The organism is Frigoribacterium salinisoli (assembly GCF_054781095.1).
Genome location: NZ_BAAGVB010000001.1, coordinates 435198 through 449341 on the forward strand (window position 1 = coordinate 435198; position 14144 = coordinate 449341).

General features: G+C 74.5%; 9 protein-coding genes. 6 read left to right on the forward strand and 3 right to left on the reverse strand.

What is annotated here, in order from left to right:
- Positions 1–83 precede the first annotated feature (83 nt).
- Genes ACYVHQ_RS02115 through ACYVHQ_RS02140 form a run of 6 tightly spaced genes read left to right on the forward strand, consistent with a single transcriptional unit; the run spans position 84 to position 8019 of the window.
- A complete protein-coding gene (locus ACYVHQ_RS02115; RefSeq protein ID WP_460510478.1) occupies positions 84–1679 on the forward strand; it encodes an ABC transporter substrate-binding protein in 1596 nt (531 codons plus the stop codon).
- On the forward strand, positions 1676–2656 hold the full coding sequence (locus ACYVHQ_RS02120) for an ABC transporter permease (protein WP_460510479.1): 981 nt from the start codon (positions 1676–1678) through the stop codon (positions 2654–2656). The genes ACYVHQ_RS02115 and ACYVHQ_RS02120 overlap by 4 nt, the downstream gene beginning before the upstream one ends.
- Positions 2653–3606 (forward strand): ABC transporter permease, encoded by a 954-nt coding sequence (locus ACYVHQ_RS02125; RefSeq protein ID WP_460510480.1) that lies wholly within the window; start codon positions 2653–2655, stop codon positions 3604–3606. Before ACYVHQ_RS02120 ends, ACYVHQ_RS02125 begins: the two co-directional genes overlap by 4 nt.
- The gene (locus ACYVHQ_RS02130; protein WP_460510481.1) at positions 3603–5357 is read left to right on the forward strand and encodes a dipeptide ABC transporter ATP-binding protein; all 1755 of its coding nucleotides are present in this window, start codon (positions 3603–3605) and stop codon (positions 5355–5357) included. The genes ACYVHQ_RS02125 and ACYVHQ_RS02130 overlap by 4 nt, the downstream gene beginning before the upstream one ends.
- Positions 5354–7366, forward strand: a complete 2013-nt coding sequence (locus ACYVHQ_RS02135) for a CocE/NonD family hydrolase (protein ID WP_460510482.1) — start codon at positions 5354–5356, stop codon at positions 7364–7366. The genes ACYVHQ_RS02130 and ACYVHQ_RS02135 overlap by 4 nt, the downstream gene beginning before the upstream one ends.
- Positions 7363–8019: a TetR/AcrR family transcriptional regulator gene (locus tag ACYVHQ_RS02140; protein ID WP_460510483.1), complete on the forward strand. Its 657-nt coding sequence runs from the start codon at positions 7363–7365 to the stop codon at positions 8017–8019. Before ACYVHQ_RS02135 ends, ACYVHQ_RS02140 begins: the two co-directional genes overlap by 4 nt.
- 12 nt (positions 8020–8031) lie before the next feature.
- On the opposite strand, the gene ACYVHQ_RS02145 is transcribed toward ACYVHQ_RS02140, so the two are convergent.
- Genes ACYVHQ_RS02145 through ACYVHQ_RS02155 form a run of 3 tightly spaced genes read right to left on the reverse strand, consistent with a single transcriptional unit; the run spans position 8032 to position 14131 of the window.
- The gene (locus tag ACYVHQ_RS02145; protein WP_460510484.1) at positions 8032–11616 is read right to left on the reverse strand and encodes an ATP-binding protein; all 3585 of its coding nucleotides are present in this window, start codon (positions 11614–11616) and stop codon (positions 8032–8034) included.
- A complete protein-coding gene (locus ACYVHQ_RS02150) occupies positions 11613–12476 on the reverse strand; it encodes a DUF4194 domain-containing protein (RefSeq protein ID WP_460510485.1) in 864 nt (287 codons plus the stop codon). The genes ACYVHQ_RS02145 and ACYVHQ_RS02150 overlap by 4 nt, the downstream gene beginning before the upstream one ends.
- A complete protein-coding gene (locus ACYVHQ_RS02155; RefSeq protein ID WP_460510486.1) occupies positions 12473–14131 on the reverse strand; it encodes a DUF3375 family protein in 1659 nt (552 codons plus the stop codon). Before ACYVHQ_RS02155 ends, ACYVHQ_RS02150 begins: the two co-directional genes overlap by 4 nt.
- Positions 14132–14144: the final 13 nt, after the last annotated feature.

The following is a 14144-nucleotide window of genomic DNA, read 5'->3' on the forward strand; positions in this document are numbered from 1 at the left end:
CCACCCCCGCCCCCCGAACTAGCCACAGACCGGTGCCTCCCCTTATCGTTCAGGCGAACGATAACCCGGAAGGTCTTCCCCGAATGACACCGATCGTCCCCCCGTCCGCCGCACGCGCGCAGCCCAGCCGCCGCGCCGTGCTCGCAGGAGCCGCGGGCCTCGCCGGCCTCGGCCTGCTCACGCTCGCCGGGTGCGCGCCCGACCGCCGCACGCCCACCATCCCCGAGGCCGCCGCCACCGGCGCTGCCGCCCGGGGTGGTCGCCTGCGCATCGCGCGCCCGGCCGCTTCCGCCGCCGAGACCCTCGATTCCGCCAGTTCGCTGTCGGCCTACGAGTACCTCGGCGCGCTCTACAACCGCCTCGTCAAGCTCGACGAGGCCGGCGTCACCGTGCCCGACCTCGCCGCGGAGTGGTCCGCCACCCCCGACGGCCGCGTGTGGACCTTCGAGCTCCGCTCGGGCGTGCGGTTCCACGACGGGCGTCGCTTCACGGCGGCCGACGCGATCTACTCGATCGAGCACATCCTCGACCCCGAGACGGCCTCGCCGCAGGGCGAGGTGCTCGCCGCGATGATCGGCCCCGGCAGCATGAGCGCCCCCGACCCAATGACGCTGCGCATCGAGCTGCTCACCGCCAACGCGGAGTTCCCCTCGCTGCTCACGGCGTACCAGTGCTACATCATCCCCGAGGGCAGTGCCGGCGAGATCGGCCGCACGGGCATCGGCACCGGGCCGTTCCGCCTCAGCAGCTTCGAGCCCGCCGGCACGGGCAGCATCGAGGCGTTCGACGACCACTTCGCCGGTCGTCCCGTGCTCGACGGCATCGACTTCTACTCGATCCAGGACACCACGGCCCGCGTCAACGCCCTGCTCGCCGGGCAGATCGACCTCATCTCGCAGACGAACCTCGACTACGCCACCGCCCAGGTCGTCTCGGCGTCGAGCACCGCGACGGTCGCCCGCTCCGCGAACGCCCAGTGGTACACGATCCCGATGCTCTTCACGAGCGACGAGTTCAGCGACCCGCGCGTGCGCCAGGCGATGAAGCTCGCCTACGACCCGCAGACGATCGTCGACACCGCCCTGCAGGGCACCGGCTCGCCCGGCTGGGACAACCCGGTGCCGCCCACCCAGGCGGTGTTCCTCGACGAGCAGCGCGAGCACGACCCCGACAAGGCACGGTTCCTGCTCAAGGAGGCCGGCCGCGAGGGGTTCCGCACCGAGATCTTCACGTCGAGCTACGAGTCCGTGTTCACCCCCATGGCCGTCGCCTACCGCGACGCCGTGAAGGAGGCCGGCATCGACCTCGTCGTCCGCAACGCCTCGTCCGACTCGTACTACACGCAGATCTGGATGCAGGAGCCGCTCATGGTGAGCTACTGGTTCACCGGGCGCCCCATCGACCAGCTGCTCAACCAGATCTTCCGCACCGGCTCGTCGTACAACGAGAGCGCCTGGTCGAACCCGACGTTCGACGGCCTGCTCGACTCCGCCCGCGCCGAGATGAACGACGACCGTCGCCGCATGCTCTACCAGGACGCCCAGCGCGTCGTCGTCGAGGACTCCGCCGACATGACCCCCATGTTCGGCGACCGCCTCGTCGGCCTGAGCCGCGAGGTCGTCAACTACCGCGAGCACGGCTTCGAGTTCGACTACCTCTCGATCGGACTCCGCGCATGAACCCTACGATCACGACGTCGGCCCTGCTCGTCGCCCGCCGCCTCGGCACCGCGCTGCTCACGGTCCTCCTGGCCTCGTTCTTCGTCTTCTTCGCCGTGCAGCTGCTGCCCGGCGACGTCGCCCAGCAGCTGCTCGGCCAGGACGCCACCCCGGAGGCCCTCGCCACCGTCCGCGCGACGCTCGGCCTCGACGAGAACGTCTGGGTCCGCTACGGCCACTGGCTGCTCGCGGCCGCGACGGGCGACTTCGGCACCTCGCTCGTGAGCGGTGAGCCCGTCGGTCCCGACCTGCTCGTCGCCTTCCGCAACAGCATGCTCATCGCCGTCCCGGCCATGGTCGTGGGCATCCTCGTCTCGCTGACGCTCGGCGTCGTCGCGGGCGTCCGGCGCGGACGCCCCAGCGACCACGCCATCTCGCTCGTCAGCCTCGTCGTGATGAGCGTGCCCGAGTTCATGGTCGCCACGATCCTGGTGCTGCTCTTCGCGGTCGCGATCCCGGTGTTCCCGGCGGTCGTGCTGCGCGGCGACAGCGCCACGGTCGCCGAGCTGCTGCCCGCCGTGTGGCTGCCGGTCATCGTGCTCACGCTCGCCATGGCGGCCTACATCGTGCGCACCGCCCGGTCGTCGACGATCGACGTCATGGCCAGCGAGTTCGTCACGACGGCCGAGCTCAAGGGCCTCACGACCCGCCAGGTCGTCTGGCGCCACGCCGTGCCCAGTGCGCTGCTGCCGACCCTCACGGTCGTCGCGCTCAACGTCGCCTGGCTGCTCGGTGGCGTCGTGGTCGTCGAGAACGTCTTCAACTACCCCGGCATGGGCAAGCTCATGCTCGAGTCGGTCTTCAACCGCGACCTGCCCACGATCCAGGCCATCGCCGTCGTCAGCGCCCTCGTCTACGTCGTCTGCAACCTCGCGGCCGACCTGACGGCCCTGGCGCTCGACCCCCGGCTCCGCACCCGACGGAAGGCCCGCTCATGACCCGCAGCACCACGCAGGCGACCCGCGTCGCCACAGCAGGAGGCGCAGGAGGCGCAGGAGGCTCGGGAGGCCCCGCCGGCCTGCCCGGCCGGGTGCGCGGCGTCGCGTCCAGCCTCACCAGCAGCATCAGCGGCTCGTCGGCCCTCGCCATCGGCCTCGGCCTCATCGCCCTGCACGTCGTGCTGGCCGTGCTCGCCCCGTGGATCGCGGGGCACGACCCCGTCGCCACCGACTCGACCGCGGCCCTCACCGGTTCGACCTGGTCGCACTGGCTCGGCACGGACCAGTACGGGCGCGACATCCTCTCGCGCACCCTCAACGGCGGCCGGTACGCACTGCTCGTGACCTTCCTGGCGACGACCATCGCCGTGGCGATCGGCACGGTCCTCGGCTGCGTGACCGCCTACGCCGACAACTGGTTCGACGAGGTCGTCATGCGCATCGTCGACGCGCTCCTCGCGGTCCCGTCGATCCTCGCCCTGCTCGTCGTCGTCACCGTCTTCGACTCGGGCCTCTGGGTGATCGTCCTCGCCGTCACCGTCGTCTACGCACCGGCCGTGACCCGCGTCGTCCGCGGCGCCGCACGCACCGTCATCACGCAGGACTACGTCACCGCCGCCCGCGCCCGCGGCGAGAAGCCGCTGAGCATCGTGTTCCGCGAGATCCTGCCGAACGTGACGGACGTGGTGCTCGTCGAGTACGCGATGCGCGCCTCCTGGATCGTGCTGCTCATCTCGACCCTGTCGTTCCTCGGGTTCGGCGCGAACCCGCCGACGCCCGACTGGGGTCTCATGGTGCAGGAGAACCGCACCGCCCTCACGGTCGTGCCGACCGGCACGCTCGCGCCCGTCGTCGCGCTGGCCACCCTCGTCGTCGGCCTCAACCTCAGCGCCGACGGCCTCAGCAAGTCGCTCGGCATCGACCGCGCACAGAAGGGAGCCGTCTCGTGAGCTCCACGCCCCTCGAGCCCCGCCCCGAGAGCACCGGCACCACCTCCACGCCCCTCCTCACCGAGCCCGTCGTCCGCATCGACGACCTCTCCATCTCGTACGCCGCGGGTCGCCGTGACGTGCCCGTCGTGCGCGGCGTGAGCTTCGCGATCCCGGCTGGCCGGGCGCTCGGCCTCGTCGGCGAGAGCGGCAGCGGCAAGTCCACCGTCGCCCGCACCCTGTTGGCGCACCTGCGCCGCGGTTCGACCGTCGTCGGCGGCAGCGTCACGGTCGCCGGGGCCGACGTCTTCGGGCTCGACGACCGCGACCGGCGGGCCCTGCGCGGTGGGACGGCGGCGCTCGTCGCGCAGAACGCGGGCCAGGCTCTCACGCCCTCGATGCGCGTCGGCCGCCAGTTGCGCGAGGCGCTCGAGAGCCACGGGCTGCCGGGCGGGCACGACCGCGTGCTCGAGCTCGTCCGCCACGTGCGGCTGCCCGACCCCGAGACCCTCGTCGACCGGTACCCGCACCAGCTGTCGGGCGGGCAGCAGCAGCGCATCGCCCTCGCCATGGCGATCGCCGCGCGACCGAAGCTGCTGGTGCTCGACGAGCCGACGACCGCGCTCGACGTCGTGACGCAGTCCGCCGTGCTCGAGCTCGTCCGCGACCTCGCCGTCGAGCTCGAGATGGCGATCCTGCTCGTCAGCCACGACCTCGGCGTCGTCTCGACCATGGCCGACGAGATCGCGGTCATGCGCGACGGCGTCGTCGTCGAGCACCGGCCGACGGCCGAGCTCTTCGCCGACCCCCACCACGAGTACACCCGCGAGCTGCTCGCGAGCGTGCCCCGAGCCCGGGCGACCGGCCTGCCCTCAGGAGGCGGGTCCCACCTCGCCCCCGCGGCTCCCGTCGTCGTCGCCCGCGACCTCGTCGTCCGCTACGCGCGCGGCTTGCCCGCGGCCGTCGACGGCGTCTCGTTCGACATCGGCCAGCGGGAGACCCTCGCGGTCGTGGGGGAGTCCGGGAGCGGCAAGTCCACCCTCGCGACGGCCATGGCGGGCCTGATCCCCGCCGAATCGGGCAGCTTCGCGTTCCACGGCTCGGACGGGCTCGAGGGCGACCTCACCCAGCCGGTCGCCGGCCGCGCGCTCGCCCTCCGCCGCTCGGTGCAGCTGATCTTCCAGAACGCCGACACGTCGCTCAACCCCCGCCGCACGGTCGGTGCCGCGATCGCGCGACCGCTGAAGCTCTTCACGGGCAGTGCCTCCGCCGAGCGGGTCGGCGAGCTGCTCGTCGAGGTGGGCCTCACGCCCGACTTCGCGAGCCGCCTGCCCGCCCAGCTCTCGGGCGGCCAGAGGCAGCGCGTCGGCATCGCCCGCGCCCTGGCGGCAGGCCCCGACCTCATCATCGCCGACGAGATCACGACGGCCCTCGACGTGCGCGTGCAGGCCGGCGTGCTCGACCTGCTCACGAGCCTGCGCGACGAGAAGGGGCTCAGCTGCCTCTTCATCAGCCACGACCTGGCCGTCGTGCGCGGCGTCGCCGATCGCGTCGCCGTGATGACGGGCGGCCGGATCGTCGAGATCGGCTCGACGGAGGACCTGTTCCGCGCACCGGCCCACCCCTACACGCGCACGCTGCTCGACGCGACGCTCGACCCGGGCGCGACCGAGCTACCCGGCGTCGGCGACGGCCGCGCGAGCTGGCGCGACACCGACGGCTGGGACGACCACGGCGACGGCCACAGGAGCAAGCGATGGGAGAGCGCGTGACCGACCGCACCCTGCACGAGGTGACCGTGCGCGACGAATGGGTCCCGATGCCCGACGGCACGCGGCTGCACGCCCGCGTCTGGGCGCCGCGGGTCGACCGGCCGGTGCCCGTGCTGCTCGAGTACCTGCCCTACCGGCTCGACGACTGGACCGCCCCGCGCGACAGCGAGCGGCACCCCTGGTACGCCGCCCGCGGCTACGCCTCGGTGCGCGTCGACATCCGCGGCACGGGCTCCTCGGACGGCCTCTTCGACGACGAGTACTCCGTGCAGGAGCTCGACGACGGCATCGCCCTGATCGAGTGGCTCGCCGCCCAGCCGTGGTCGACGGGCGGGGTCGGCGCCTTCGGCATCTCGTGGGGCGGCTTCAACGCCCTGCAGCTCGCCGGGCGGGCACCCGAGGCCCTCAAGGCCATCGTCACCGTCTGCTCGACCGACGACCGCTACGACAACGACGTGCACTACATCGGCGGCGCCGTGCTCGGCATCGACATGGCCGCCTGGGGCGGGACCATGTTCGCGTTCAACGCGCGGCCGCCGCGGCCCGAGGTCGTCGGCGCCGACTGGGTCGAGCGCTGGCGCGAACGGCTCGAGCACCAGCGCCCCCTGACGCCCGTCTGGCTCTCGCACCAGGAGCGCGACGACTACTGGCGGCACGGCAGCGTCTGCGAGGACTACTCCAGCATCCGGGCGGCGGTCCTCGCCGTCGGCGGATGGGCGGACCCGTACCGCGACGCCGTGCTGCGCCTCGTCGAGAACCTCGACGCGCCCGTCAAGGGCATCATCGGCCCCTGGTCGCACCAGTACCCCGACCGCGGGCTCGCCCCCGGCCCCGGCATCGGGTTCCTCCAGGAGACCCTCCGCTGGTGGGACCGCTGGCTGCTCGGCGACGAGAACGGGGTCGAGGCGGAGCCCGCGCTCCGGGCCTGGATCAACGACTCCGAGCCTCCTGCCACCTCCTACGACCAGCGCACCGGGCGCTGGGTCGCCGCCGAGGCGTGGCCGTCGACGGCCACGACCGCGACGGCGCTGCCGCTCGCCGAGCTCGACGGCGGCGACCGCGGTGCCGTCGTCGTGCGCTCGCCGCAGAGCACCGGGCTCGACGCCGGCCGGTTCTTCCCGTTCGGCAACGCCACCGACCTGCCGCCCGACCAGCGCGCCGAGGACGGCCGCTCGGTCTGCTTCGACCTGCCGCTCGACGAGCCGCTCGACGTGCTCGGCTCGGTGCTCGTCGACCTGGCCCTCACGAGCGACGTCGCGCACGCCCACGTGATCGTGCGGCTCTGCGACGTCGCCCCCGACGGCAGCTCGACGCTCGTCACGCGCGGCGTGCTCAACCTCGACTCGCGGCACGGGCGCGACCGGGCGGACGCCCTCGAGCCCGGGGTCGAGCAGGAGGTCCGGGTCGCCCTGGTCTCGACCGGCCACTCGTTCCCGGCCGGCCACCGCCTGCGGATCGCCGTGTCGTCGGCGTACTGGCCGTGGGTCTGGCCGCACCCGGAGGAGGCGACGCTGACGCTCGTCCCCGAGCGCAGCACCGTGACCCTGCCCACGTGGACCCGCACCACCGACGACGGCGTGACCTTCGAGCCCCCGGAGCACGCCGAGCCGTTGGCGATCCGTCGCCTGCCGTCCGGCTCGACCCTCCCGCAGCGCGGGGTCGCCCACGACGTCGAGACCGGGGAGTGGGTGCTCGAGGTCGACCCGGGCTACGGCGGCGGCCGCGAGTACCCCGACGGGCTCGTCTTCACCGAGGACAGCCGCGAGACCTACCGCATCGTCGACGGCGACCCCCTCTCGGCCTCGGCCGAGTCGCACTGGTCGATCGGGCTCGAGAAGCCCGACTGGTGGGCCTGGCTCGAGACGACCTCGAAGGTCACCGCCGACGCCGAGGCGTTCCACGTCGTCAACACCGTGCAGGCCTGGGCCCGCGACGGGGGACCGGAGGCCGAGGTCCAGCTGGTCGCGGAGCGCCGCTTCGACGACGTGGTCCCGAGGACGTCGGCGTGACGAGCACGGGCACGACCGCGGGCGGGTCGCCGCGCACCGCGGCCGGGCGGCTCGAGCCCGCGGTGCGCCGTGCCCTCATCGTCGACGCGGCCCGCACCGTGATCCTGCGCGAGGGCCTCGGCGCGACGCGCCTGCGCGACATCGCCACCGAGGCGGGCGTGTCGGTGGGCACCGTGACCTACCACTTCGCGAGCGTCGCGGAGATCCTCAACGAGGTCGTCGTGCTCGAGACGGCGCGGTTCTACTCGTCGATCATCGAGGCCGTCGACGCCGAGCCCGATCCCGTCGCCGGGGTGCGGATGCTCGTCGAGCCGCTGTTCTCGGGCACCGACGCCACGGAGGACCACTGGCGCCTCTGGTCCGACTACTGGACGGCCGTGGCCCGCAAGCCCGCCGTCGCCGCCGAGTACGTGGCCCGCATCCGCGTCTGGGAGGCGTGCCTCACGCGCACCCTACGCCGCGGTGCCGAGCAGGGCGTGCTCCGCGTGGACGACGCGTCGGCCCTCGCCCTCAAGCTGGCCGCGTACAGCGACGGCCTCGCCACGCAGCTGTCGCAGCACGCGCCCGGGCTCACGCCCGCGATCGCGCTCGACTGGATGTGGCGCTTCGTCGAGCTCGAGACCGGCGTGCGCGTCGACGCCCCCGCGGGCTGAGGCCCGCGCGCCTCAGCCCAGCAGCGCCGGCTCCAGGCCGTGCCGCTCGACCTCCATGGCCTCGCGGATCGTCAGCGGGTAGATGCGCGACAGCTCCGGGTCCGACGGGTCGCTCGAGATGTACGCGACGCTGTCGACGTGCTGCTCGAACGCGTTGACCTTGTCGCGCGGGGCGCCGACGACGAGCTGGAACCCCAGCGACCGCAGCGCCGAGAGCGCCCGGCCCGTGTACTCGGTGTCGGCCTTCACGAAGCCCTCGTCGAGCACGATCGGCGCGTAGGTCGGCACGCGGTCGGTGCCGTCGCCGAGGCGGAACCGCAGCGCGGCGCCGAGCACGAACGCGATGAGCTCCTGCCCCTCGCCGCCCGACTTGCCCGCGACGCCCTCGTGCACGATCTGCGTGCCGTCGGCCCGCGTCTCGATGGCGCGGAACTGGTAGTGCTCGCGTGCGTCGAGCACCCGTCGCCGCCACGCCTCGCCGGCCTGGGACCGCTCCTCGAGCTGCGCGAGGTCGCGGCGCAGCGCCAGGAAGCGCCGCTCGACCGCCGCCGGGTCGGCGGCAGCAGCACCCGCGGCACCGGCGTCGGCGGCCGTGTGCGCTCGGAGGGTGCGCCGGAACTCCTGCAGGTCCGAGTTCGTCACGGCGAGCGGCTCGATGTCGAGCGTGGAGCCCTGGCGGAACTCGATCGCGCGGAGCGCCTCCGAGATCGGCCGCACGCCGCGGCGGATGACGTGCCCGTCCTCCTCGATCTGCACGAGCAGGGCGCGGAGGCTGTCGCCGACGCTCGCGCCGGCCTGGGCGAGCCAGTCCTGCTCGGCGTGCGGCAGGTCGTCCTCGACGAGGCCGCGGTGGATCGCGAGCACCGCCGGGAGGCTGTCGATCGTCGCGTCGACGCCCGCGTTCGGGTCGAGCTCGAGGTAGCGCGAGAAGACGAGCTCGAGCATCGCCTCGTGCTGCTCGCGCTCCCGCTCGTGCACGGCGATCCGCCCGCGCAGCTGCTCGACCGCCTCGCGGTGCGCGCGCTCGAGGTCGGCGACGCCCCGGGGGGCCGCGAACGGCAGGGGCGCGAGCAGGGCCCGCTCCTCCGGCGTGAGGGGGGACGCCTCGGCCTCGGCCAGGGCGTCCGCGAAGAGGTCCTCCATGTCGACGAGGCGGCCGTGCTCCTCCTCGAGGCGCGCCAGCTCGGCCTCCGCCGCGGCCTTCCGCTGCGCCGCGGCGACCCGCTCGTCGTCGTGCCGACGCATCGCGGCCTGGAGCTCGGCGATCTCCGGGCGCTCCTGCGAGAGGCGGTCCAGCTGCTCCTGCAGCAGGGCCACGCGCGCCGCGGCCGGGCCCCGGTCGACGTCCTCCCACGAGACCTCGCCCGCGCGCCGCAGCGCCTCGAGCACGCGACGTCGCGCCGTGGACTCCTGCTCCGCCGCGTCCCACGCCTCGCGCGCCCGGTCCAGCTCGCCCATGAGGGCGTCCACCTCGGCCTCGAGCTCCTGCACGCGCGAGGCGTTGTCGAGCCCGATCCAGGAGCGGCCGGCACGGTCGTCCTTGACGACCCGCTGGCGCGAGGCCGTCCGGAGGCCCCGGCGGGTGACCGCGCCCCGCACGCCCGCGGGCAGCGGCTGGTCCAGCTCGGCCGGGGCCTCGACGCAGAGCACGCTGCGGTCGTCGACGAGCTCGTCGTGCAGCCACCCCGCGTAGGGGTGCGCGTCGTCGAGGACGAGCATCGACGGGACGGTGCCCTCGATCGCGGTCCGCGAGGGCGCGAGGCTCGCCGTGACCGGCACGACCGTGACACGGCCGCGCATGTCGTGCTCGTCGACGAAGCGCCGCACGGCGGCGAAGTCGTCGCGGCCGACCAGGAGGTGCGTGGCGACGTCGCCCAGGACGCGCTCGACGGCCACGGCCCAGCCCTGGTGCTCGGGCGCGACCTCGAAGAGCTCGCCCGCGTAGGGCAGGTCGGCCAGCGGCACGCCCGCGCCCTCGGCGATGCGGCGGCGACGCTCGACGGCCTCGTCGGGCACGTTGCTGCGGCGCTGCTCGAACGACTGCTTCTCGCGCTGCTTCGCGGCGACCGCCTGCCGGGCGGCGGCGATGCGGGCGGCCAGCTCGGTCCGCTCCTCCTCACCGGCCCGACGGGCCGCGGCCTCCTCCTCGGCGAGCGACACGGCGCGTGCGCGCAACGCCGCGACCTCGTCCTCGCTCGTCGGCACGGGCACGTCGACCGCGCCGAGCACGGCGGCGAGGCGCCCGTGCTCGCGGTCGACGAGCGCCAGCTCGCGCTGCGCGCCGGCCAGCTGCTCGCGCAACGACCCCGACGGGTCGCCCCCGGCCTCGGCCAGCTGCACGAGCGCCGTCTCGCGGCTGCGCAGGGCGACCTCCTCGTCGGCGACCGCCGACCGGCGCTCGTCGGTCGCGGTGCGCTTGGCGTCGAGCACCCGGCCGACCTCGCCCGAGACCCAGTCGCCCACCTTCTCGGCCAGCCACACGCGCAGTCGGCTCGTGCCGGTGACGGAGCCGGTGGCCGACCCGCCGGAGCCGCTCGCGCCTCCTGCCCCCTCGCCCGCGCCGCGCAGCAGGGCGCGCTCGGCCGCGGCGTCGCTCCCTGCGGCCTCCCAGCGGGCCGCGAGGTCGGGCACGTCGCGGAGCACGTCGAGCTTCTTGCGGGTCGTCTCGAACACGTCGTAGAGCTGCGACGCCTCGCGGTAGGTGGCGAGAGTGGTCTCCCAGCGCGAGAGCGCCTTCGGCTGCGTGAGGACGAACTGCTTGAACAGCTCGTCGATCGAGAAGACGCCCTTCGAGGCCTGCGCGCGACGCAGCAGCGTGAGCGCCTTGAGCTGCGACTCGTCGCTGCCGCCGATGCCGAGCGTCGAGCAGAGCTGCACGCGCAGCTCGGGCTGCGACCAGGTGACGAGGTCGCGCGCCGGGTCGACGAGCCGCGACAGCGACGCCTTCGTGATGGGCGACGAGCTCGTGGCGTCCCGCCCGAGCTCGGTGAGGCGGCTGAGGTCGAAGCGGCCGCGGACGAGCAGGTAGACGCTCGCCTGCGTGACCTCGTCCTGGCCGGCCGTGTCGGCCGCGATCCAGGCCACGCGCACGGCGGTGACGGTCTCGCCGAGCTCGGTGCTCCAGGTGATCGCGGCCCCGCTCGCGAACGCTTGGCCCAGCGGGCGCAGGAACCGCGTCGTCGTGCGGTCGCTCGCGGCCTCGCGCACCTCGTCGGTCTTGCCGCGGGCGTAGCTGTAGACGGTGCGCTCGCTGCGCTGGCGGGAGTCGTCGCGGGCGGCCCGGTTGAACTCCTGCGGGTTGGGCATGATGACGGCCGACATGGCGTCGAGCACGGTCGACTTGCCCCGGCCGGTCGGACCGAGGATCGCGATGCCGCCGCGCCCCACCGGCATGCGGTGCAGTCCCGCGTAGCTGCCCCAGTTGAGCAGCTGCACGAGCTCGATCCGGTACTGCCCCGGGTGGAACATGCCGAGGTCGGGCTCGGCGTCCCCGTCGAGGTCGGCGTCGAGCGCGGGCGCCTCCGCGTCGGCGCGCGTGCGCTGGTCGCGCACGTCGTCGGCGAGCTCGGGGCCGGAGGCGCTGGTCGGGTCCGTCATGCGCGGTCACCTTCGGGGTCGGTCGGGAGGTCGAGCAGGGGGACGTCGAGGGAGGCGTCCCCCGAGCCCGCGGGGCCCTGGGGGTCCTCGGCGTCGTGCGGGTCCCTCGCGGCGTCCGGCGCGGCGCCCGCCCCGGGCTCGGCCCCGGTCACGTCGCGACGGTCCGCCGGGGACCCGGCGGGGGAGTCGTCGGGCGGGAGGTCGTCGTCGGGGCGGTCCGCGCCCCCGGAGCCGTCGGCGGCGGCCTCGGCCGCGGCGAGGTAGACGCGCTCGAAGTGCGCGAGCTGCTCGGGGCGCACGAGCGGCACGATGGCCGGGGCCACCGTGAACAGCTGCGGGTCGTCGGGCTCGGGCTCGAGCAGGTCGCGCTGCAGCAGGGCCGCGACGGCCGCGTCGACCCGGCGCGCGGCGCGGACCTCGTCGTGGGCGTCGTCGTGGTACCGGCCGAGGAACTCCGCCATCTGGTCGCGCGAGACCACGACCGCGTCGTCCTCGGCGTCCGTGAACGCGTGCTCGCGCCGCAGGAAGATCAGCAGGAACGAGGCGTCCCGCGACAGGGGCTTCTCCCGCCGGAGCAGCACGGGGGCGTCGTCGCCGCCCGCCTGCCGCTTGAACGCGACCTCGTGCCGGTGGTCGACCTCGAGCTCGAGGAACAGCTCGCCGAGGCGCTGGCGGATCTCGTCCTCGTGCGCGAGCAGTCCCGCCCACGCCTCGCGCTGGTGCGAGCGCGCGACGAAACGGTGGGTGAGCAGCGTGACGAGCGCGCGGCGGCCGGCGAGGGGCAGCTCGGAGGCTGCCGTCGCGGGCGCGTGCTCGGGCGGGGTCGGCGCCACGCCGGTCGCGTCGGGGGAGTCGGTCACGCGGGGTCCTCCTGCAGGGTGGTCGTGGCGTCGCGGGTGAACACGAGACGGGGCAGCGTGACCCGGCGGACCGTGCCGTCGTCGCCCGCGAGCGCGACGGACTCGGTGTCGTCGGCGACGAGGCCCCGGTCGATGGCGAGGTCGAGCATGCTCAGCACGAGGCCGAGACGACGGAACTCGGGGTCGGTGGCGCGGTAGACGTCGACGCTGGTCACCGCGACCGTGCCGTCGGAGCGCGCCCGGTCGGGGGCCGGGTCCGCCTCCGAGTCGACCGCGGCAGCGACGCCGGCGGCCGCGGCCTCGTCGAGCAGCCGCTCGACGGTCGCGGCGACGGCGGCCGTGCTGGTGCCGGCCGTGAGCCGCAGCGCGGCCCGGTCGGCGTCGGGCAGCGCGACGGCGCCCTCGCTGACGGCGACCTCGACGGTGGGCCGCCCGCGCTCGCTCCAGAGCTGCACCTGCGACACGTCGACGGCGTCGAGGGGGCCGAGCCCGAGCACGTCCTCGGGCAGCCAGGCGTGCCCCGGCTGCCGGTCGACCCAGGTGCTGCCCGCGTGCAGGGCCCGCTCGGCGAGCGTGAGCAGCCGCTGGTGGCGGTCGGCGCTCGACCGGCTGAGGAACCGCCGCAGCGAGGCCGTCCACCGCGCGTACGTCTCTTGCACCTGCTGCTCCTCGGCGAGCAGCGACGAGATCAGCTGCTCGAGCTGCGCCCGCTGTCCGTCGCCGAGGTGCTCGGCGGCCTCGGGGTGGGTGAGGATCGCCTCGATGTCGGCGCGCATGGCGTCGACCTCGCGCCCGGCCAGCATCTGCGCGAAGCTCCGGTACGCCCGGCCCTCGGGGGTCTGCTCGAGCAGGTCGTTCTCGCGCAGGTACTGGTCGACGAGCGCGCCCTTGCCGACGTCGTCGTGCGTCGCCCGGCGAGCCACCTCGCGGTGCCGCTGCTCGACCATGGCGCCCAGCTGCCGGAAGTCCGCGGGCAGCGACGCCGTCAGCCGGACCACCTCGCGCACCTGGCGGGCGAGGGCGTCGGCGGCCACGGGCTCGGGTCCGTGCGCGGCGATCGCGTCCCGACGACGGGTGAGCTCGGCGATCTGCTCGTCGAGGCGGGCGACCTGCGACGCCGCGTCGGGGTCGGCCAGCGAGGCCAGCTGTCGCACGGCGTGGGCGATGCTGCCCAGGCGCGCCTCCGAGACGGCGCTGTCGGACTCGGCGAGCTCGCGCACCATGCGCAACGCGCGCAGCGCGTGCGGCGACAGACGGTAGTGCGCGCGCCCCTCGGGGCCGGAGGCGCGGGTGCGGACGAGCCACCGGCTCTCGACCCAGCGCCGGCAGTGGTCCGCCGGGCTCATCGGGGTGGTCGGCGCGCTCGCCGCGTCGAGGGCGTGCGCGGGCTGGGCTCCGCCCGGCGGGGGAGCAGGGAGCGACGTCGGTCGGGCGGCCTGCTCGGCGGCGTTCCGGGCCAGCGCCTCGGCGACGGCCTGGTGGAACCAGTCCGCGGACACCGGTCCCTCCGCGCGCTCCAGGTGCTCGGAGAACAGGGGCAGGATCCACCGTCCGTTCACGCTCCGCAGCAGCGCGAGGGCGGGGTCGGCGTCCCACACGTCGCCGACGACGTCGCGGTGCAGGGCCTCGGGCGGGCCCGACGGAACCGTTCCCACGTGGTGCTCCTCG

Coding starts and splice junctions, on each gene's coding strand:
- ACYVHQ_RS02115 (WP_460510478.1), top strand. CDS start 84: ATGACACCGATCGTCCCCCCGTCCGCCGCACGCGCGCAGCCCAGCCGC.
- ACYVHQ_RS02145 (WP_460510484.1), bottom strand. CDS start 11,616: ATGACGGACCCGACCAGCGCCTCCGGCCCCGAGCTCGCCGACGACGTG.
- ACYVHQ_RS02120 (WP_460510479.1), top strand. CDS start 1,676: ATGAACCCTACGATCACGACGTCGGCCCTGCTCGTCGCCCGCCGCCTC.
- ACYVHQ_RS02125 (WP_460510480.1), top strand. CDS start 2,653: ATGACCCGCAGCACCACGCAGGCGACCCGCGTCGCCACAGCAGGAGGC.